The organism is Mesorhizobium sp. M1403, from assembly GCF_040317695.1.
In the GTDB taxonomy this organism is placed as follows: domain Bacteria; phylum Pseudomonadota; class Alphaproteobacteria; order Rhizobiales; family Rhizobiaceae; genus Mesorhizobium.
The window spans coordinates 1-19,159 of sequence record NZ_JAMYKY010000044.1 but is presented as its reverse complement, the minus strand read 5'-3'; the positions used below and the strand labels follow the sequence as shown (position 1 = coordinate 19,159).

Below are 19,159 nucleotides of genomic sequence, written 5' to 3'. Positions count from 1 at the left end.
CAAGGACATGAAAAACGAACACGACCGGGAACCGACGCCCGATGAAACCGCCGGAATAGTGCGGTGGAACTCACTGACCGACGCCGATCGCGCGGCTTGGCTGGCGCTGGCCGGCAGCGCCGTCCCTGCGGATGCCTTAGCGTACAAGCGGCTCGGAAATGTTGAGCGTCAACCGCGGACTATAAACTGACGGCGGTCCCTGCAGCAGGATGAACTCTCTCGGATCTAGATCACGAGATCACCGGTTCTGCACGAGACCAAGCCTTCGGGCTCGATGGAGCAGGTTCTTGGTTGACGAAGCCGACCATTGAGCAGCTCCCCTTGGTATCCGCTCATGCAGGCGCTCAAGCTGGTTCGATTGCGGGCTTGAAAACTACCGAAAATTGCCATATTTTTTGCACAAGAAACGTGGCTGTTTATATGGTGGAGTGGATCCTATGAGCCAGGCACTCAAGATTCCCATGCAGAATGAACCTCTCGTCTTGTCCTATATGGACCGGAGCGGGAAGATCGCGATCGAGCAGGTCGCGGATAGTTTTGGCATGTCCAAGGGTCAGTTGGCCCAGACCGCCGGTCTTGCTCGCGAGACCCTCTACCGGTCGGAGCGCAGCCGGACGGTAAAGACACAGGGACGTCTGCGTGAAATGCTCGAGATCATCAGTCGCGTGACGGATTGGGCGGGCGGCAAGGAACAGGCGATGGCCTGGTATCGGGCTCAGCCGCTTCCAGCATTTGGCGGACGCACCGCCGAAGCGCTTGTGAAGGAGGGCAGGGCCGCCGCCGTTCGCGATTATCTCGATCATATCGCCCTAGGTGGCTTTGCTTGAGGTTTGCCGGAACCTGCTACAGGGCGCATGATCCACGTTGGGCATTCAAGCCGACTTCCGGTGATGGAGCGGCGATCCGGGGTGCGCGCTTCAATCCCAAGGGTGTGCCGGCGCTTTATCTGGCGCTGACGGTCATGACAGCGGTCAAGGAAGCCAACCAGGGTTTCGCGCATCGGATCGACCCTTGCGTGCTATGCTCCTACGAAGTCGATTGCGACGACGTTGCGGACCTGACGACAGAACCGGCGAGGGGAGAGTTCTCCATCACGCTCGAGGACATGGCCTGCGCCTGGGCGGCGGCTCTCAGCGATGGAAACCGCCCAGCGTCATGGTCCATCTATGACCGCCTGCGGCCGCGAGGCATTGCCGGTATTCTGGTTCCGAGTTTTGCTCCCGGTGCCGAGACTGAGGATCGCAACCTGGTGCTTTGGGGCTGGGGTCCGCGTCTTCCGCACAAGGTAACTGTATTCGACCCGAGCGGCCGGCTGCCAAGGGACCAGCTGTCCTGGCGATGAGAATTCGCGAAGGGCAGGGGTATCGCGCGACGCTTTCGGGGGGCGATATCAGTCACCGACCTCGATCGAATTGTGATCGCACCACGTCCGCAACGCTCTTTCTTCCGCATTCGCTTCGAAAGCGTACCACCGATCGAGTGCACCCCTTCGCTGCAACAGATCCTTGAATCTTGCGTACGCGCCTCTGTTGCTGAAGATTTCTTGAACGTCACCGACGTGGTCTGGCAGAAATTGGCGGGCGAAGTCCAGGACGAGCGGCTTGCCCAGGTCGAGTTCTTTCTTGTCAGGTATTTGGACGTATTTGTCGCTGTCGTCGATATCATCCGGCAATTCGTCCAAATCACCCGTGACCTCGGAATGCCAGTAGAGCGTGCCTGACTGCTTGCACAGAAAGGCCTGATGTTCTCCCGTGCCCCCAGAACTGACGAATTCGAAAGCTAACAGTATGTCTTTGAAGCTGACGGGCATTGTCGTTCGGCGTCCCATATAGATTGGCGTGGAGCCAACGCATCAGAGGTCGGTACCACGAGCTGTTCTCGATCGTGCCCCGCCGCATGGTGTGCCCGGCGGCGACGAAGTCGCTCGCGAGCGCGCTCTCAACAACGCTGTGGCGAGCGGCGTAGCGGGGGCATCGATGTTCGCCGGCAAGGTCGAGTTGCTCACATCAACCTGATTCGAAGGACCCGCCGATGACCGACGACATGATGAACCGGCGCACGCTCGTGGTGAAGACCCCTGACGCTGATCTTTTGCGCGCGATGATGGGCTTTGCCGCCGAGCGGCGGATGGAGATGGTGGAGGGCGCCGCAACCGGCGGGCCGGGTTCCTAAACGATGATTCTCGCTGCCCTTCCGAGCGTGCGTTCGGCCTCGTTGTAGTAGTTGGAAGCCTGCTGCACGGAACGATGCTGCGACTGCTGCATGGCTTCCTGCAGCGGAATGCCGCGGCGGGCCGTTTCGGTCAGGTAGCCGGAGCGCAGGCCATGCGCAGAAAAGACTTGGGGGTCGAGGCCAGCCTCGGCGACGCGGCGTTTCAGGATCAGGTTGACGGCCTGCGGGGTGAGGGCCCGCTTCTCCAAATTTCCCCAGCGGTCGATGCCGCGAAACACGGCGCCTTCGGTGATGCCGGCGCGCTCGAGCCAGTCTTTTAGGACCAGCACCGGGCGCCCGACGAGCAGCACGAAAGCGTCGGTGTCGGCCTGTGTCGTCTTGGTGCGGCCAAGCCGGAGTTTTAGGCAGGGCAGTTTTGGCCCCTCTGGATCCTTGGGATCGGCCGGCACAGGGTCTTCCTCGACCAGCTGTTCGACGCGGAGGTCAGTAATCTCGCTGCGGCGGCGGCCGCCGGAGGCGAAGGCGGTGAGCAACAGAGCGCGGTCGCGGATGTCGACCAGTTTTTCTCCCGCGCAGGCTTTCAGCAGGGCGGCCAAAATATCAGCTGTTACCGCCTTTTTGCTCTTGCGGCCGCGCGGGCGGGCGCTGGCGCGGACCGCCAGTTTTATCGCGCTCTGCAGCCCCGGCGCGTTGAATTGTCCCCTAAGACCGCGCCATTTGGTCAGCGTCGACCAGCTCGACAGCCGCCGGCGCACGGTGGACGGCGCGTGTCGGTTTTACTTCCCGATTTCAATTGAAGCGCTAAGGTGAAAATCCCACCCTGCCGGGCCGCTATTCGACGGCCGAAAACGGGGGGAGGGGGCTTTGCTACAGTCCCGACGCCTTGGTGAGATTGACGCGAAAGCGATCGCGCCGGCGCTGATACTTGCGGGTCATCTCCGCGCTGGTGTGACCAAGCTGCTTCTGGACGTAGCGCTCGTCGACCTCGGCAGAGGACGCCAGGCCGGCGCGCAGCGAATGGCCGGCAAACATCATTCCGCGTTCGCCTTCGGGCAGATCGCCGCGCACGCCCGCTGCCAGTGCGGTCCGCTTGACGAGGCGGGCGACCTCTTGGTCGTTGAGCCGATCGGCGCCGACGGCCTTGCCCTGGCCGGTGACACGCCGGAACAGGGGACCGTGCGCGATGCGCGCCAGCTTGAACCAGGTCTGCAGCGCCACCACAGGGCAGGTTGTGTCGGACGAGCCTCGCCCGATTTCGACCTCGCGCCAGCCGGTCTTGCCGCGCAGGCGCAACAGCATGCCCTTGTCGAGGATTTCGATCCAGCCGGAAGAATCCTCGGTCTGGTCGCGGCCGCAATCCAGGCCGACAACCTCGGAACGGCGCAGGCCGCCGGCAAAGCCGAGCAGCAGCATGGCCCGGTCGCGCAGGCCGCGCAGGGTGCCTCGCTCGAGCGTTTCCAGCATGGCGATCAGATCCTCGGGCATCACCGCCTCCTTCTGCCGGGGCGGGGCGGCGTGCTTGTTGCGGATGCCGGCCATGACCGTGGCGATATGGCGATCCTTCCTGTCCAGCGGCTGGCCACGCTGCGCATAGTTCCACGTCAGCGAGGAGAGCCTGCGTTCGATCGTCGAGACGGAATTGGGTTTCTTGTCGCCGGTCGCCTTTCCGGAGGCGCATGCGGTGATGTAGAGCCCGACAACCTGGGGATCGGGCGGAAACATCTCGACGCCTTGGCGCCGGCACCAGCTCGCAAACTGCTTCCAGTCCGAGGCGTAGGCGCGGCGGGTATTGGCCGAGCTCGCCGCTTCGGCATAATCGCGGGCGCGATCAGCCAGCGCGTCGAGATGCGCCGGCAGGCGGGAATTGGCGACGGCCGGAAGAGGGGAGGGGGCTTCGGCCAGCGTCTCTTCAGGCGTTGCGCCCATCTCCATGACGACGTCGATGATGTCCGGCAGGTCGCCATCGGTCTCGGCCGACACCTGCGCGGTCGAAACATGATCCGCCGACCCTGCACTGTGGGACGGTCCGGAAGGTCGCTCGGCGTGATTTTTGGGCTTCTGCTCGATGAAAACGGTCATTCCTTATATAAAGACGAAAACGACGGATAATGCAATTTTATCACTCGTTTTATCCAATCGACAGGCGCGGCGTTTTTTACCCATTTTCGTTGCCAAAACCGCCGCCGTGATTCATCCTGCTGACGATGATTCTGCGCCCGAAATCCTCTCCGCGCCATCAAGGTCCGATGCTCGCCGCCGCAGCGGCCGCTCGCTCCCCCCGTCCCGCTGCCGGGATGGCTGCGCCGCGCCGTTCCCGACGCGCAAAGCCTTGCCGCGCAAGGGCCTGGGCCAAATGCCCTGGAGGACATCGCGATCACCGCCGGCGCCGCCATCGGCGCGCTCGACGCGGTGGTTCGTCGGCAGGAGCGATGGGCCGGCGCATGGCGGCAACGGCTGGCGCTCGCCGCCGCGGCGGTGGCGACCAGGCAGGCCGGGCGTGTCGAGGACGAAGCGGGTCTGCGCGATGCCGTGCTGCTCACGCGTCCGGGCGACGATGTTGGTCCGGCCGGCGGCATGCTGTTGGCCTGGCGCTGGCTGGCCACACTGCCCGCGGAGAAGCTTCTGACTGAAGCGAGCATCGCCGGCGTGCTCGAGGCCCTGGGTCTCGCTCGGGATGACGAGACGACGAACGACCTGACCGACGAGCTTCGGCAGCTTGCGGAGACGGAAGGTGCTGTCGGAATGCTGATCGGCGCCTTTGCGGCAGTCGAGCGGCGCGGCCTTCCAAGCACCATCGGATGCTGGTTCGCAGACGCCATGCTCGCGCAGCGGCTGGGCTGGAAGCACGCCGTGCCGCTGCTCGGTGGCGAAGCTGCCGGCGCAAATGGTTCCGATCGGCGGCGGCGCGCGGCGACCGTCCTTGCGCCGAGAGGCATCGAGGCGGTCCCCGAGCGCGCGAAGACTTTGCTCGCCGCGCAGGCGCGGGCGGCGTTACGCGCCGTCGACCAGTCAGCCGACATCGGGCGCTGGGCTGACCGCCTGATCGCCGTGGCGCCCGGTCTTCGCGCCCGAGGCGCAGACATCGTCGTCGATCGGCTTTTGTCGGACGACGCCATTGTGGCGTCGGCAAAGATTGCCGGCATGAGCGACCGCAGCCTGCGCCGCTTGTTCGAGCGGCTGGTCGAACTCGGCGCTGTCCGCGAACTTTCCGGCCGCCCGACTTTCCGCATCTACGGGCTGTGACGGCGATGGCGGAGAGTGCGGCGAGGCGACGAAAAAGTGAGCAAGGAGGCGAAGGCCTCTTCGACCGCGAGCTCGACCATCTGCCACCGGAGGCGCGCTGGCGTGAATGGATGAACCGCGTCGAGGCAACTATTTTTGCTGCCAGCGAGCCGGTCGGCCGCGAGACGCTGGCGCGGATCGTCGGCAAGACTTGCAGCATCGATCTTCTCATCGACGACATCCGCGAGGAGTTGCGTGGCCGGCCCTATGATCTGGTGGCGGTCGCCGGCGGCTGGAAGCATCTGACGCGGCCGGCCTATGCCGACGCCATCCGCAGTGCATTTGGCACGGCCACCGGCGGGAGCGGGCATGCCAAAGACCTCACGCAAACCGAAGTGCTGGTGCTGATGTGCATCGCCTACTTCCAGCCGATCACCCGCGCCGAACTGTCCTCCTTCTTCGGCAAGGAGATCAGCCGCGACCTGATCGGCAATCTGCGCAGCTTTGGCTTCATCGCCTCTGGCCCGCGCGCGCCGCAGCCGGGCGCCCCCTATACCTATGTCACCACCCAGGCGTTCCTGCTTGAGTTCGGGCTCGACACGCTGCGCGATCTTCCCGACTTCGGGGCGCTCGAGGACGCTGGCCTGCTCTCGAAGGAAAAGCTGCTGGCGGGCGACATCATGCCGGGGTTCGCCGATGACGGCGACCCTGGTGCCGTCATGGACGAATAGTACCCGCGCCAGGACTGCCACCGATCATCAGGGTTGTGGAACTCGGAGCCTGCGGTGACGCTTTGACGTGGTTCGATCACCGGCCACGCGCAGATAGGCCGTCAGCACGTCGGCAAGACCAGCACAGGGCTGTGGTGGGCACATGGATCTCGGCCTCGTCTGATGCTTGCCCAGGAAGTCGGCGAAGCGGGCAATCAATTCGTCATGGCCGCCCGCCGCCAAGATTATCCGACGCCGATGCGCGACTGCGGCGTCCTCGTGTGTCACAAGCCAGTCCAAACGTTTTGCCGCGAGCTGATTGAAGCAGCGAATGCGTGCGGCGGTCGAGAGATTCGTAAGGGTTCCCCCCAGGCCGATATCGGCGACGACGGGTGCGCGTAGCACGCGCGAGACAACATCGATGGTTGCCGCCGAATCCGTTGCCGATTCCACCCGGCATATATCCGCGATCGCGCGTTCCAGCCGACGTGCGGCCGCGTTGACCCCTGCCTTTGGGGCAGCCCGCAGATCGAAGCCGCACCGTGCGCAGAAATGCTGAGGGACAAGCTCGACCTGGTCGAACGACACAATTGCGGTGCGGCAAGCGGGACATCGATCTCGAAGGCCGCAGCCATGCGCGGAGCAGGAGATTCGCGACGCCAGGCGCCACCGCCGCCGGAAATAGGGCGCCTCGTCGCTGGCGAGGCAGAGAGGACAATACTGCATCCAGCTCGAACGGTTCCGGTGGACGTTCTCGCGCAATGGCAGCAGGAGTGGCGTCAACGCCGGTTCAGTCATTGCCATTGCCGATATCGTTTCCTGACGAACGTTCGTCCGATCGGCCAGCAGGGCGGCTGCCTCCCGCGGAAGCTGGAGATCGAGACGGGGCGACCACATCCCTTCACCCAGCCCGAGGGCGCTGGCGAACGACCGCGGCGCGATGCCGTTCGCGAGGGCAAGGCGGTGGAGCCAGCTCGACAAAAGCTCGTCCGGCTGCGGGTCAACGGAAACAGGCCACCGATCCCGAACGACATCCCTGTAACGCTCGCGGATCTCGATGGCCAAAGCGCCGCCGGTCACAGCAGTTCGTTGCGCAGCGGCGCCCGGCGGCGCTTCGAGACGGGAACGTAGTGTAGCGCCTCGAGGCCTGATTTCGTGATGCGCTCGGCGCCCAACCTTGCCGCGGCCACGGCCGCCGCGGTGACGATCGCCACGATCTCGCCGATCAAACCTTCGGAAAGCTGGAAAATCGTTCGTGCCAACGGTTCATCGGAGAGATCGGAAGCACGCGCGAGAGGCAACACGCCCTCGAGGCTGTCGAGGAGTGTCAGGAACTCTTCGCCGTATTGCCACCGCGGTAAGGCCTGCGGCTCGAACCTGCTCGCCATCTCGCTGGTCTCGTTTATGAAATCGTAGACGGCGACCTCGCCGATCAGGACCGGGGAGATGTCGAACTGACGGCCGATCCGCCTGAGGAAGGCAAGAACCGCCTCGACGTCGCGAGCCCGGCCACGCAGGGCATTGTGGAATTCGTCGAAAATGAGGATCCTGGGCTTCAGGCTGCCAAGCAGATGATCGATCTGCTCAGCCTTGCGGCCGATATCCCGATTGTTGCCGACCGGCGGGCGCAGCGCCTGCAGAATGCTTCCATAAAAGTGCGCAAGGCCGGCCCCCTCGCGCGTCTGAACCACCCATACCCGCTGCCGCTCGGCGGCTCTCAGGCGTTCCACGGCAAATCGTTCCGCGATCATCGTCTTACCGTTGGCATAGGGTCCGACCAACATCAGCCCTCGCGTCCGCAACGCCGGCGGCCGGGCGAGCAACTCGGCAAGACGCTCATGCGCCTGCAGCGCCACCTGATGCCCGACCCATCGCGGCGCCAGGATGTAGGCGATCCGCTCTTCCATGCTTTGGTCGAGATACGGACGAACGTGGTCGAGCAAATGGTCCGCCACGTCACCAGTCCTCGACCGCCAGACGGCGCTTCTGGCGTACCGGATGCTCGGCGGGTGCCGGCGTCGCCGGGCGCATCGCCTCATAGGGTTTGGGCGCTTCGGCTGCGTGCGCCCGGCGGACCGCATTGCGCACGTCCGCCTTTGAAAGTTTCTGCCTGCCAGCGATTTCCGCAATCCGGCGGCGCAGCGTCACCTTCTCGACGTCCGACCGAGCGTTTGCGGCACGTCGGCAAACACGATCACCTTCATGTTCCCACAGTGTGATCGGTGTAGTGAGCCCGTCTCTTCTCGCCACCGGCCGGAACTCGCGTGTGTCGGGATCCCGGATGTAAATGTGGGTGATGTCGCGAGGGTCATATCTCATCTCGAGCCGGCCCAGACGGTCCCGCCGCGGGACGAGACTGCCTAGCCATGGTGAAAAATAGTCCAGCGCGAACATGCTGACGCCCTGCGGCGAGATGCGCCTCTCCGCCCCAGGCATGAATGCCAGCAGGACCCGCATGGGATCATCGTCGAAGCGGGGCAAATCGTGCGCCAGCCGGTTCCATTCTGTCGCCGGTACCTTCAAAGTCTTTGCGTTCTCCTGCAGATTATGATCGATCACGGCGAGCGCGACGCACCGCTCGAGATCGGCGAAGCTGAGACGGGCTCGCCGCTGCGCGGGGTATTCGTCACGGTCCGCCACGGATCGTCCCGTCGAGCCGGGTTGCGTCACAAGCACGGCGTTGAGCTTCCCGAGCAGCCTTTCGACGACGCCGCCCTGCTGGACGCGGCCGCGATCCCGGTAGCGGACCCGAATACCATAGTCGTCGCATCCACGTTGGAAGGCGTTCCCTTTGAACTCCTTGGCCGAGTCGGTGACGATTAATCGTGGTCGACCGAACATCGGCCAACCATGCTCGATGCCGCGCGCGGCCAACCACGCCTCCCTCGGACACATGGCGTGCGCCAGGCAGAGCGCGACCGATAGCCCCGACGGCTTCTCGAGGGTGAGGCAGATGCCGAGAATGCAGCGGGTCGCCACGTCGGTGACGATCGTGAGATATGCCCGGCCAATGAACGTTCCGCCTCCGTCGACGACCTCCACGAAGTTGATGTCGGTCGGCGTGTGATCGATCTGGCAGACATCCAGTGGTCGCGCCGCATGAATGTATCCTGGTCGCGGTTTGAGCCGCTGAAGGTGCTTTGGGTTTGCAGATCGCTTCTTCGCAATCTCCTCGGGGCTAAACAGCGTGGGTATGCGGCGGGCTACAGTAAGATAGGAAGGAGCTGCCAGGCCGGCCTCCTCGCAGCGAGCCCGGATCTCGGCCACCGCGGGAGCGAGCGGCGGCGCCTCCAGCACCAGCGACTGCTCTCGCAACGTTGTTGCGACGATCGTCTCGATGCCTTGATCAAGGCGCTTCTTGCGGCTGCCATCCAGCCGAGGCAGCAGCGACGTCACAGTTCGATCGATGCGATAGCGCGCCAGCAGATTGTAAATCTGGCGGGTGGAGAGACGCAGCTCAGCCGAGGCTCGCTCGATTGCCGCCCGGCGCGGTCCAAGATCGTCGAGAATTTTGTCGAGCTCGCGCGCGACACGACGTGCCGCCAACCATGTTTCATCAGATCGCGATGAGGCAGGAGTGGCTTTTCGGTTGTGCATGGGGCGTGGCAAATCGAGCGTCAGTGAAATCGTTAGCGAAAAACTAAGCCCGTCCTAGCGCCCAAACCTAACCGGCATATGACGTTCGGGCGTTTGAAATCGGGAAGTAAAAGCGACAATGATTTTCAGCATGCCGCTTCAACACCCGATCGTCCCGCGCGATCGGCCCGGGCCGGGCCGGGTGGAAAGTCCGACCGTGCCCTTGGCGCCACCCGTGAACCGATCCACCGTTTTGTCGCGGCGCCGTGAGGGTACCTGTGCCGGAAGCAGCAGAGCCGATCGTCTGGTCATGCCGAGACATCCTGGCGCCAACGGCTGGGCGACGGGCGCCATCGTGCGGGTCGCACCCGACCTGTTTGAACCCGAGGTTCGCACCAAGATCCGCGACGAGGTCTTCGCCACCATGGCACTGTGCCCGCAGCATCGATTGAGCTGCGGACCGCGTACCCACGCGCCTATCACGACTATGTACGCGTCATCGCCGAGGACCGTGGAGAATATCTGGCGCGGGCCGCGGCCGGCATCATTCTGCGCAAGCTTGGGCGCGCGCATGAGGCAACGGGGTCAGGCCCGCAATGGCCGCTCGGGAACGTGGTGCTCATCCCTGACGGAGCCAGTGCGCGATGACCATACCTGACGGTGAAATCCCACGTACGATTCCATGGGGCGAGATCGCCGGCCCGCTGGTCGCGGCGGAAGACGCTGTGACGCGTCTCGACGAGCGTCTCGCCCGCTCGCCGGTGCGCGACGGGTTTGTCGAGCGCTTTCACTTCCACGATGCGGCCGCGACGCTTTGGCTGGAAGGCGAGCTTGTCCATGTCGAGGACCTCGTTCTGCACGATGCGCATATGGACATCCGCGCGCCCACCCACGAGCTCACCCGCGCCCACGCGGTGCTTCGCACCCGCCGACAGATTCTTGGCAACGCCCCCGACTGGGCCCTGGCCCGCGAGGGTTTTTTAGCCCTGACCGGGCGCGGCCGCCGAGCGGCGCCCGTGAAAAGCAGCCAGGAAGGGGAGGGAGCTCTGGCGCCGAAGCTAGATCCCGACGAAGCAATCGAGGCGGAGGAGCCGGATGCGCTGGCCGGGGAGTTCGCCGCCATCGACGCGGTGCTGGCGCGGTCGAGCGCGGTCCTCGAAGGCGTCGCGGTCGAACGTCCTTCCCGGCCGCAAGCGGCACCGGAGCGGGATCCGCTGGTCTATGATCTGGATTGGGGCGAGCCCGCCCGCCTCGACGAGTGGCGCGCCATGCTTGATCGCATGGCGGATCTGCCGCCGGTGCTGGCGGCCGCGATGCTCTCGGACGCCTGGGAAGACATCAGTCCGCTCCAGCATCAGCCGTGGCTCGGCACCCTTCTGGTCGCGGCCATGCTGCGGCAGCGCCGCAAGACCACGGCCCACCTGCTGGCGCTCAACAGCGGCCTGCGGGTTATCGGCCGTGAGCGCCGGCGCCACCGTGACCGGACCACACGCCTGCTGGCATTAATCGACGCGTTTACGGAAGCCGCCGCGCTCGGCCTAAAGGAACATGACCGGCTGGCGCTGGCGCGGGAACAGATGCTGCGCCGCACCAGGAACCGGCGCGGCAACTCGAAGCTGCCGCAGCTGATCGACTATGTCCTGTCGCGGCCTCTGGTGTCGAGCGCGATGATCGAGAAGGAACTGAAGGTTACGACCCGGGGCGCGCTCAATCTGGTCGGCGAGCTCAATCTGCGGGAGGTGACGGGTAGGGGACGATATCGAGCGTGGGGGATTGTGTAGGTCGCGCGCACTCTCGGGCCGTCACGGCAGCGGGTCGATCCCGATGGCACCGTCGATCGTGATGGCAAGCACCGAATTGACGAGCAGGTCCTGCGGACGCTCGCCACCCGTCTCGAGGAGGTGCGCGATGACCAGGTCCATCAGACGTTGCGCCTCTGCGCGTGCGACCGAGGGCAGAATGATCAGGCCAGGGTGAAGGTCGACGGCGCTGGCGAGCTTTCGGAAGTCATCAGCGTTTTCGGTCACGATGATCCTGTCCTCCTCGATGGCGCGGGCGAAGACGACGTGATCGGGATCGCGCAGCCGGCCACGGTCCCTCGGATGAACCGCGTCGTGCAGGCCTTTCTGATTGAGGTGTTGGCTCAGCGTCGGCGAAATGCACTCGTCGATGAAGAATTTCACACCGCCGATCCCCGGCGGCGCACGGGACGGCCAACCTGCGGGTGGGTCTGCGCATAGAGTGCGGCGGCCTCGAAGGCGCGCCGCGGAATGTCGGGATAGTCCTCCATCAGCGTTTCGATCGTGTCGCCGGAAATGAGCCGACCATGGATAGCGCTGACGGTGAGCCGTGTGCCCTTGATCACAGGGCGCCCGCCCTGAACACCTTCGGCAACCTCGATGAACGCTTCCCGGTCGGCTGCGTAGCGCTCGGCGCGCTCGACCGCGTCCCGAGCCAAGGATCCGACATGCAGGACGACGGCGGGCGCCACTTCGATCTCCGCCGTCTTGAGCGCCGCCGGCGACAGGGCCGCCAGTTTGCGCGCGACGAGCTTCTTGTCGCTGACAGTCATGCGTCGGCCGAGCGATTTCGCGGCCGCGGCAAGAGCAACGGCATGCAGCGGCAGGAGCCGGCGATCGCCGACCGTGCCGCGAGCCGCGCTGAACACCTTCTGCTCAAGCGCCTTCTCGATGACCGTCTTCGAGGTAGCGGCCAGGGCGGCGACTTCATTGGGGCTCAAAAGGGCAGCGCTCATAATTCTCTCCTTGTCAGGAATGAATTATCGCGCTTCAAAGCGGAAAATTCAAGCAGGAAATCCGTTCCAGGCCCGAGTTAAACCAAGGGGCCGCCCACGGAAGCAAGATCGCCGACGTCGTTCAGTCCAGCCGATTGCAACAGCGGCTTGGTGTATCAATCGTTCAGCCGGTGTACCGTCCCAAACTTTGGCAGACCGTTTACCTCAGGCATGATCGTCGCTCGCGGTATTGCTTTCGCCAGCGCCAAGGTCGCACGTCATATGTTCTTCCGAAAATCAAGTGTCCGCGCTCAGTACATATGAGACGGCTGGGTCATCCGGTCGGCAGATTTTGAGATACTCGCTTGGAGTGAGGCCGTCGAGTGCTCCGTGTGGCCGTGTGATGGTTGTAGAGATGCTGGAAAGCATCGACATGCTGGGCGATCTTGTCGATCTGGGTTGGCAGATCGACGGTAGCGTAGAATTCGTAGCGCCAGGCGCCGTTGCACCGTTCGACGGCTCCGTTGAGTTTTGGCGACCGTGGCGGCAGGACATAGAGGGGGATTTCGTTGTCCTGGCACGCGGTCTCGAATTCGGCCATGAACTCGGAGCCACCGTCGATCTGGATGGCCTTGATCGGCCACGGCATTTCGGCGGTGACCTTGGCGAGGAAGTCGGCGGCGTTTGCGGCGGTGGCTTGCGCATAGGGCTTTGCCACGGTCCACTTGGCGAAGACGTCATAGGCATCGAAGTGCTTGACGGTTCGACCCGGCGCGATGGTCAAGGTCAGCGTGTCGATCTGGATGACATCGCCGGGCTTTTCGAAGCAAACGTCCTTCGGCTTGCGGATGGCGTGTGGCCTGGTCTTTGGGGGCGATTTGCGGCCGGGCTTGCGGATGAGTTCGGGCACCGGCTCTGTCGCAAACCTGGAAATGGGGTTGTGAACGGCCATTTCGGCCTGTCCGTCAGGCAGCGAGGATATCGAATTGCTCAGCGATCGACAGACTGGGATTGTAGGCATACCTCGCCTGTCGCTTGCGCATCATGTGGATCATCTCGATGCCGGAGAGGATATCCTCCGGCGTGCGTGCATTCTCAAGCAGCCGCTGATAGGGCGTGGCGGGACGATGATACCGCTTGACCAATTGGCTACGTGACGATGCTTTTCTTTCAACTTAAATGATGGCTGAAAGAAATTGATGAGCAACCGCATCGAGGAATAAAGCTTGGCTAGCTCCCGTGTGGCTTGCAGTCCCTCGAAGCGTCGATATCCAACGATCTTACGCACGACCGCGCCATTCTTCTGCTCGACAAATGCCTGGTCATTCTTCCGGTAGGGGCGGCAACGGGTGAGTTCCATATTATCATCCAAGCAATACTCCTGAACGCTCTCGTTCATGAAGACGCTGTCGTTGTCGGTGTCGAAGCCCAGCAGCGGGAACGGCAGCAACTTGCGCAGTTCGGCCAACGCAGTGATCAGGACCGTTTGCTCGCGAACCAGCAGCGGCGCGCATTCCGTCCAGCCCGTCGCGATATCGGTCAACACCAGGGTTTGCGAGAAGGCGCCCTTCGCGTATGGGCCGGAATGAGAAACAAGATCCGCCTCGACAAAGCCGGGTGCGGGGTCATCCCAATCCGAGAAAGTCCGAACTGGAACACTACGCCGGATCGTCGTTGATCCTTTCCGCCGCCGCGGCCCGCTGGCACTCGCCTTTAATGTCCTTGAGAACGCGATCAATCGTCGCTGGGCTCATCGTCACAATTGCCGGCGGGTCTCGCTATCCATAGCGCCGTGTCCGTGGCGTTGCATCGCTTCGATCAGGCTTGGCAAGAGCGGGTGTAGTCGCTTCCCGCAGATTCGATCCGATGCCTCCCAAACGACGACGAGAGCGGCGCGCACCTCATCACCGTAAACCCGCCGCCCCGGCCGAGGACCATTCTTCGCCGGCGCGCAGTCTCCTCGCAGCAGTCGCATCGCATGCTTGCGATGAAAGCCAGTGAGGGCCACGAATTCGTCCAACATCCTCGCCTTTTCGGCCCGCCCGCCTAAAACATAGCGTCCACTGATCGCCGCCACCAATTCCGCTCGTGTCGCCATGCTCACCTTCCTCATCACAGCTCCCGAAGTTGTTGATTCGGGAGCAAATTAGATGAGGCAACAAACCAATTTTAGGGAGCAGTTCAGGCGAGGCAATGCGCTTCTCATCAGAATTGTCGCGCCACATGTTCCGCCATTTCGACAACCGACGGCAAGTGGCGGCCTACGCCGGCCTTGCGCCGACGCCTTGGCAAAGCGGCTCGGTCGATCGTGAGCAAGGCGTGTCGAAATCCGGCAATCCGCGGCTGCGAACGACGATGGTTCAACTCGCCTGGCTATGGCTGCGCCATCAACCGCAATCGGCGCTTGCTCTCTGGTTCCGTGGACGCGTTCAGCAAAACGGCGGGCGGATGCGTAAGACAATGATGGTGGCGCTCGCCCGCAAGCTGCTAGTCGCACTCTGGAAGTATGTAACCGCCGGCATCGTGATCGAAGGCGCCGTGATGAAGGCTGTTTGACCCTAATCCCGTAATCCGCCAGGACCCGATCAGTCCTGGCCGATCCAGGTGGATGAACCAATACCTGGCGGCCTGAATGCCCGTTTTGTAGAATGGTTTCATCCTCCTGAGCCCTTGCCCGCCGCAAGCGGGATATTGGTGCAGCCGTACTGAACGGCGACCGCATGTGAGGTTGATCGTGCTCGGAGACAGCCGGTCATGCAAATCGGGCTCAGACCTTGGATGCCGAAACAGTCCTGGAGTTCTGCTCATGCGTTGCTGAATTTAATCCTTGACCCCAAGAAGCCCATGTGAGGCCAGGTACCAGCGCACGCACAGCAGGATCACCGACTGGTCGAAATGGCGGCCCTTGAACATCACGTGCTCCTCCACAGCTGAGGCGTGTTTCTTGCCATGCTCCGCTTACCAAAAGGTTTGCGACAGAGCCCCCTCGGCCCAGGTGATGGCAACACGTGACTAGTTTGCGCGGCAATCGAGGTGAGCTTTGCCGGGCCAAAACTGGCGCGTTCCAGCTGGTGCAAGTCCGGCCCGGGTAAGGGATAGCGCTCGCTCGGTAGCGACTGTTGCGGCGTGGGAGGTGACGACCACGGCAAAGCGTACATAGCAATCGTGTGGGTGGGGAAATGAGCCAGGATTGTGGTAAGATTGCAGGGGCCGAGATGTTCTCATCCGTCGGAGGCGACATGTGCGGAGCCGATAAGCGAGGAGCCGTCGCCCTGCCGGGGTCTAGGGCCATCAAGCATGAAAGGAACACGTCGGAACCTGGGATATCGCTTGCCCGGCCGGGCGGCGATAGCCTTGTGGGGCAGGCGAGGAGCCGTAGCTGATGATAAACGCACAGGAGAAGTCTGGCGTGAATGGGGCCATGATTGTCAAGCTTTGCTCCCGAGTCATTTCGTCAACCATCTTGCCTGACCGATTGGCGACCATCTCCTCGTCCCGACCTTATATTACCGTCGCCTGTCGCCGCCAGCGCGCAGTGACTTGTCAGGATGGAGGCCCGCAGACCCCATCGCGCGGCGACTTGTCCTTGACGGTCACGAGCACGGCGGCAGGTTTGCCGTGGTCGGGGAGCCCTTTCCTTGGGCGGAAGCCGACGACAGTGTTCGAGGGGAACTCGCCATGAGCCGGGTGCGCAGAGATCGTCCGACGCTCTTGTATTTGCTGGATCCCAGCCGGCTCCGCCTCCGATTGCCTCGATAGCTCGGTAGCCTGAGCGCGTCGGCGGCATCATGCCATTATCATCGTACGAATTGCCTGCTCCATCGTCCTGGACGAGACCGGTTTGGCTAGCCAAAGGACGAAGGTCTGATTACCAGATGTGATCGGCATGGGGTCGCTTCCACCAACGACGATGATGGGCACCGTCATCAGGGTGGGACATACGGCTTCGGCCTGTCCTCGCCCTAGGAAAGTCGCTTTATCGAAAATTAGGAGGTCGGCTGCCTTCCCGCTCTCGATCCAGTCGCAAAGACTTTCGAAGGTCGCGAAGCCGACCGGCTTATAACCCAGCGCGGCGATCTTATCCTTGTAGATCTCCAACGCTGCTGGATCGGGCTCCACGACTGCAATGATTTCTCCGTTGCCAAGTGATCCATCGTATGGGCCGAAAGCGCTATCAGCTCTGACCTGCTCCTCAGCGCAGGCCGGTAAGTAGAGATCGAAGCGTGTACCTCGGCCAACAGCCGAGGTGACGTCAAGGCATCCTGCGAGCGCGCTCACATGGCGGTCCACTGCAGCAAGACCCAGTCCGGTCCCGCCGACGCGAGAGCGCGTGGTAAAAAAGGGCTCAAAGATATGCGGAAGCACCGAACTTGCGATTCCTTGGCCATCGTCGCTGATGGAGAGGAGAACGTAATCTCCCGGTTTCAAGGTGCCCTTAGCCACGGACTTCGTTTGACAGACGTGAGCGCGAGAAACGCTAACCTCGACACGGCCCTCATTCAAGAGAGCCTCCGACGCGTTCTTGCATAGATTCATAAGGATCTGCTGTATCTCGATTGGGCTGCCCTCGATCACCGTTTGCCACTCGTTGATCTTGAGGTTCAACTGAACATCCGCACGAAGTGTAACCCGCAGCAATGGCGCGAGATCCATTACAATCTCCGAGACGTCGAAAGGCATCGTCACGCGCTTCCGATTTCGGCTTAGTGACAAAATTTGATCAATAATCAGCTTGGCTCGGTTGCTGGCCAAGATAATTTGGCCGATGTGGCCCCGAATTCTCGAGGGGCGGCGCACAAGACCTTTAGCCATCTCTGCGTAGCCGACTATTGCTCCTAGAACATTATTGAATTCATGTGTAACGCCGCTTGCGATTGTGCCGACAGCCGTCAGCCTTTCCGCATGCTCCCATCGACTCTCAAAAAGGTTGCGTTCCGTGTGTACACGTTGCATTTCAAGATGGTTGCTTAAACGCACAGTAGCGCTTGCCAGAACCGGGAGGTCGTCTGTGGAGGGTGGTGAGCGATCTCCTTCAAAAACAAGGATACAAACCGCAGCCTGCTGATCGGAGGCCCTGCAACCAACAATTTGACAAACACCGGAAGTGCCTACGGCAGTCCGAACCACTTCCGACGCCGGAACGACGCGAAACACTGGCTGTTCCGCGTGTACAAGTGAGACGACTTCATGGATTAGCGTGGCGTTCCAGACGCGCATGCGCTTGTTCGCGACAAAGTACTCGGTATTCCTGCTGATACTCGGATCCACCAGAGCAAGCGCGCATTGATCCGCATCGAAAACGCATTGAATGAGTCTAAGCGCTGCTTCGGTGGAGAAGCGCCGCGAAGCCTTCGTTGCTTGACTGTCGATGAAGCAAGCTTCGATCTCACTCATTGCCGCTTCAAGCTCCAACCGCCTTTCCAACCGGTTCGTCCGCACATGCAGCGTGGAGGCTCGAATGGTCGCAAACAAGCAGAGGCATATGGACACCAAGCCAAAGAAAAGTCGTGTACGCTGCGCTTGCGCGCTGGCGAAGCTGTAGGCTTTCAGATGTTCTCGCTCCAATTCGGCGGCCTTGGCGAACGTGTCGAAGGATGGGATCCGATTGACAGCGCGGTCCAACCTCAACATTGAGGACAGGATAGCGCGGCCCTCGCGGGCAACATCCTCCGTGACTTGGTCCTGGCTAGGAGGAAGTCGGCCGAGAAACTGATCGATGTGTAATGCGAGGCTGAATCCCGGTCTGGCCGAAAACTGAAGGATCAGATTGGAAAATTCAGGCCTGTTCGACACTCCCCCCCGAAGGCGATTAGCCGAGCGAGCAAAGCGTACGAGAGAGCTTTGCAGAAGCTCATTTTGCGCGGCCGAGGCCGAGATGGCAGCCTCTGTGTTTTCGAGGGACTTTTTGAGCTGTGCAAGCAACCTGGAGTGCACTCCGGAGCTCTCATTGGGCGAAATCTCAACAAGGCGTTGGTAGTTTTGAAGGTTCCTTTGCAATGCTTGTCCGGTAGAAGCAACGGAACGGAAGTCCAATACCATGTCGGCGCGGGCGACGTCGCGCTGGAGCAATGCGTAGTTGATCTGAATCGTCCGCAGTTCGCTTAGGACCGCCTCGTTGATCTGGGGGTCTTGCCACTGTATCGCAACCAAGAGCGCAACCGAGGCCGCTAGGGCCATTACAGAAGCTTTGTCGGTACTGAGCCATTTTTCCCAAAGAAACGGCGTTTGAGCCGCGGTGCGCGCCTTGCGAAGGTCCGATCTGAATTCTAGCTCCCCATCGCGTCGGTGTGCGGCCGGATGCTGCTGGAACAGGAAAGCCAAGTGTACCTCTCCCCTCATAAAGACGGTTTAGACACCGTTGCACTCTGCCCCCATGGCCCGCTGACCTTCCATTGATTCGCGGGCGTTTCGACCTCGACGGCGAGGCGGCAGCACAAGGCGGGCAACTGATCGCAGTTTTCGGAACTGGTCTTCCAGAGATCATCGAAGGGGCATACAAGCGCACGCCTGCAGCAGCCGAGGATGATACCGGTCGGTCAAGCGCATCCGGCGAAGGGCGGATCTGCTGTTCGCTGGCAGCCAAGACTGGGGGCGGCGGCCCGAACTCCGGCGTCCCAGAGCTTGCGAAAGCCTCGGACACGCTTCTGTTGAGGTCATTGTCAGCGGGGATCCCTGGATCGCTGAAAAAAGACGAGGCGGCTTGATGATCCTGCCCTCGCTGAAGCACCTCGCGAAACCCCTGTTC

General features: G+C 62.3%; 16 protein-coding genes and 4 pseudogenes. 8 read left to right on the top strand and 12 right to left on the bottom strand.

The window, feature by feature from the left end; genetic code table 11:
- The first annotated feature begins 7 nt into the window (after window positions 1–7).
- The 3 genes from NKH01_RS32940 (at window position 8) to NKH01_RS32925 (ending at window position 1,342) form a co-directional block, all read left to right on the top strand.
- Window positions 8–190, top strand: a complete 183-nt coding sequence (locus NKH01_RS32940; RefSeq protein ID WP_353024466.1) for a hypothetical protein — start codon at window positions 8–10, stop codon at window positions 188–190.
- A gap of 247 nt (window positions 191–437) precedes the next feature.
- Window positions 438–827, top strand: a complete 390-nt coding sequence (locus NKH01_RS32930; RefSeq protein ID WP_353024464.1) for an antitoxin Xre/MbcA/ParS toxin-binding domain-containing protein — start codon at window positions 438–440, stop codon at window positions 825–827.
- The gene (locus tag NKH01_RS32925) at window positions 824–1,342 is read left to right on the top strand and encodes an RES family NAD+ phosphorylase (protein WP_353024462.1); all 519 of its coding nucleotides are present in this window, start codon (window positions 824–826) and stop codon (window positions 1,340–1,342) included. The genes NKH01_RS32930 and NKH01_RS32925 overlap by 4 nt, the downstream gene beginning before the upstream one ends.
- 48 nt (window positions 1,343–1,390) lie before the next feature.
- Here the strand turns inward: NKH01_RS32925 and NKH01_RS32920 are convergent, their stop codons facing one another.
- Entirely contained in the window at window positions 1,391–1,810 is a 420-nt protein-coding gene (locus NKH01_RS32920; protein WP_353024459.1) for a hypothetical protein, read from the bottom strand.
- A 221-nt stretch (window positions 1,811–2,031) separates the two neighbouring features.
- Here NKH01_RS32920 and NKH01_RS32915 point away from each other — a divergent pair.
- Window positions 2,032–2,157, top strand: a pseudogene (locus NKH01_RS32915) (IS256 family transposase); the annotation flags it as partial.
- An 11-nt stretch (window positions 2,158–2,168) separates the two neighbouring features.
- Here the strand turns inward: NKH01_RS32915 and NKH01_RS32910 are convergent.
- Both NKH01_RS32910 and NKH01_RS32905 read right to left on the bottom strand, forming a co-directional pair.
- A pseudogene (locus tag NKH01_RS32910) lies at window positions 2,169–2,942 on the bottom strand (site-specific integrase); the annotation flags it as partial.
- Between the two features lie 97 nt (window positions 2,943–3,039).
- Entirely contained in the window at window positions 3,040–4,251 is a 1,212-nt protein-coding gene (locus NKH01_RS32905; protein WP_353024457.1) for a site-specific integrase, read from the bottom strand.
- 156 nt (window positions 4,252–4,407) lie between these two features.
- Between NKH01_RS32905 and NKH01_RS32900 the strand changes: the two genes are divergently transcribed.
- Together NKH01_RS32900 and scpB are read left to right on the top strand one after the other, a co-directional pair.
- Window positions 4,408–5,415: a DUF1403 family protein gene (locus NKH01_RS32900; protein ID WP_353024475.1), complete on the top strand. Its 1,008-nt coding sequence runs from the start codon at window positions 4,408–4,410 to the stop codon at window positions 5,413–5,415.
- Window positions 5,416–5,420: 5 nt separating this feature from the next.
- The gene (gene scpB, locus NKH01_RS32895) at window positions 5,421–6,125 is read left to right on the top strand and encodes an SMC-Scp complex subunit ScpB (RefSeq protein ID WP_352615659.1); all 705 of its coding nucleotides are present in this window, start codon (window positions 5,421–5,423) and stop codon (window positions 6,123–6,125) included.
- A 27-nt stretch (window positions 6,126–6,152) separates the two neighbouring features.
- Here scpB and NKH01_RS32890 read toward each other — a convergent pair whose 3' ends face one another.
- The 3 genes from NKH01_RS32890 to NKH01_RS32880 are packed head-to-tail and all read right to left on the bottom strand — an operon-like array spanning window position 6,153 to window position 9,701.
- Complete coding sequence (locus NKH01_RS32890) at window positions 6,153–7,169, bottom strand: TniQ family protein (protein WP_353024455.1); 1,017 nt, start codon at window positions 7,167–7,169, stop codon at window positions 6,153–6,155.
- 11 nt (window positions 7,170–7,180) lie between these two features.
- Window positions 7,181–8,059, bottom strand: coding sequence for a TniB family NTP-binding protein (locus NKH01_RS32885; RefSeq protein WP_353024452.1), 879 nt, complete (start codon window positions 8,057–8,059; stop codon window positions 7,181–7,183).
- A gap of 1 nt (window position 8,060) precedes the next feature.
- Complete coding sequence (locus NKH01_RS32880; protein ID WP_353024450.1) at window positions 8,061–9,701, bottom strand: TnsB C-terminal domain-containing protein; 1,641 nt, start codon at window positions 9,699–9,701, stop codon at window positions 8,061–8,063.
- A gap of 623 nt (window positions 9,702–10,324) precedes the next feature.
- Between NKH01_RS32880 and NKH01_RS32875 the strand changes: the two genes are divergently transcribed.
- A complete protein-coding gene (locus NKH01_RS32875; protein ID WP_353024448.1) occupies window positions 10,325–11,461 on the top strand; it encodes an RHE_PE00001 family protein in 1,137 nt (378 codons plus the stop codon).
- 21 nt (window positions 11,462–11,482) lie between these two features.
- Here NKH01_RS32875 and NKH01_RS32870 read toward each other — a convergent pair whose 3' ends face one another.
- The 5 genes and pseudogenes from NKH01_RS32870 to NKH01_RS32850 form a co-directional block, all read right to left on the bottom strand.
- A complete protein-coding gene (locus tag NKH01_RS32870; protein ID WP_023803871.1) occupies window positions 11,483–11,863 on the bottom strand; it encodes a DUF5615 family PIN-like protein in 381 nt (126 codons plus the stop codon).
- A complete protein-coding gene (locus tag NKH01_RS32865; RefSeq protein WP_353024446.1) occupies window positions 11,860–12,435 on the bottom strand; it encodes a DUF433 domain-containing protein in 576 nt (191 codons plus the stop codon). The genes NKH01_RS32870 and NKH01_RS32865 overlap by 4 nt, the downstream gene beginning before the upstream one ends.
- Before the next feature lie 313 nt (window positions 12,436–12,748).
- On the bottom strand, window positions 12,749–13,366 hold the full coding sequence (locus NKH01_RS32860) for an integrase core domain-containing protein (RefSeq protein WP_353024444.1): 618 nt from the start codon (window positions 13,364–13,366) through the stop codon (window positions 12,749–12,751).
- A gap of 13 nt (window positions 13,367–13,379) precedes the next feature.
- Window positions 13,380–13,487: pseudogene (locus NKH01_RS32855) on the bottom strand (IS6 family transposase); the annotation flags it as partial.
- Window positions 13,461–14,527 (bottom strand): annotated as a pseudogene (locus NKH01_RS32850) (transposase); the annotation flags it as partial. The pseudogenes NKH01_RS32855 and NKH01_RS32850, both read right to left, overlap by 27 nt.
- A 53-nt stretch (window positions 14,528–14,580) precedes the next feature.
- Here NKH01_RS32850 and NKH01_RS32845 point away from each other — a divergent pair.
- Entirely contained in the window at window positions 14,581–14,970 is a 390-nt protein-coding gene (locus tag NKH01_RS32845) for a transposase (protein ID WP_502912711.1), read from the top strand.
- Between the two features lie 1,230 nt (window positions 14,971–16,200).
- Here the strand turns inward: NKH01_RS32845 and NKH01_RS32840 are convergent.
- Window positions 16,201–18,735: a two-component system VirA-like sensor kinase gene (locus NKH01_RS32840; protein ID WP_353024442.1), complete on the bottom strand. Its 2,535-nt coding sequence runs from the start codon at window positions 18,733–18,735 to the stop codon at window positions 16,201–16,203.
- Window positions 18,736–19,159 lie beyond the last annotated feature (424 nt).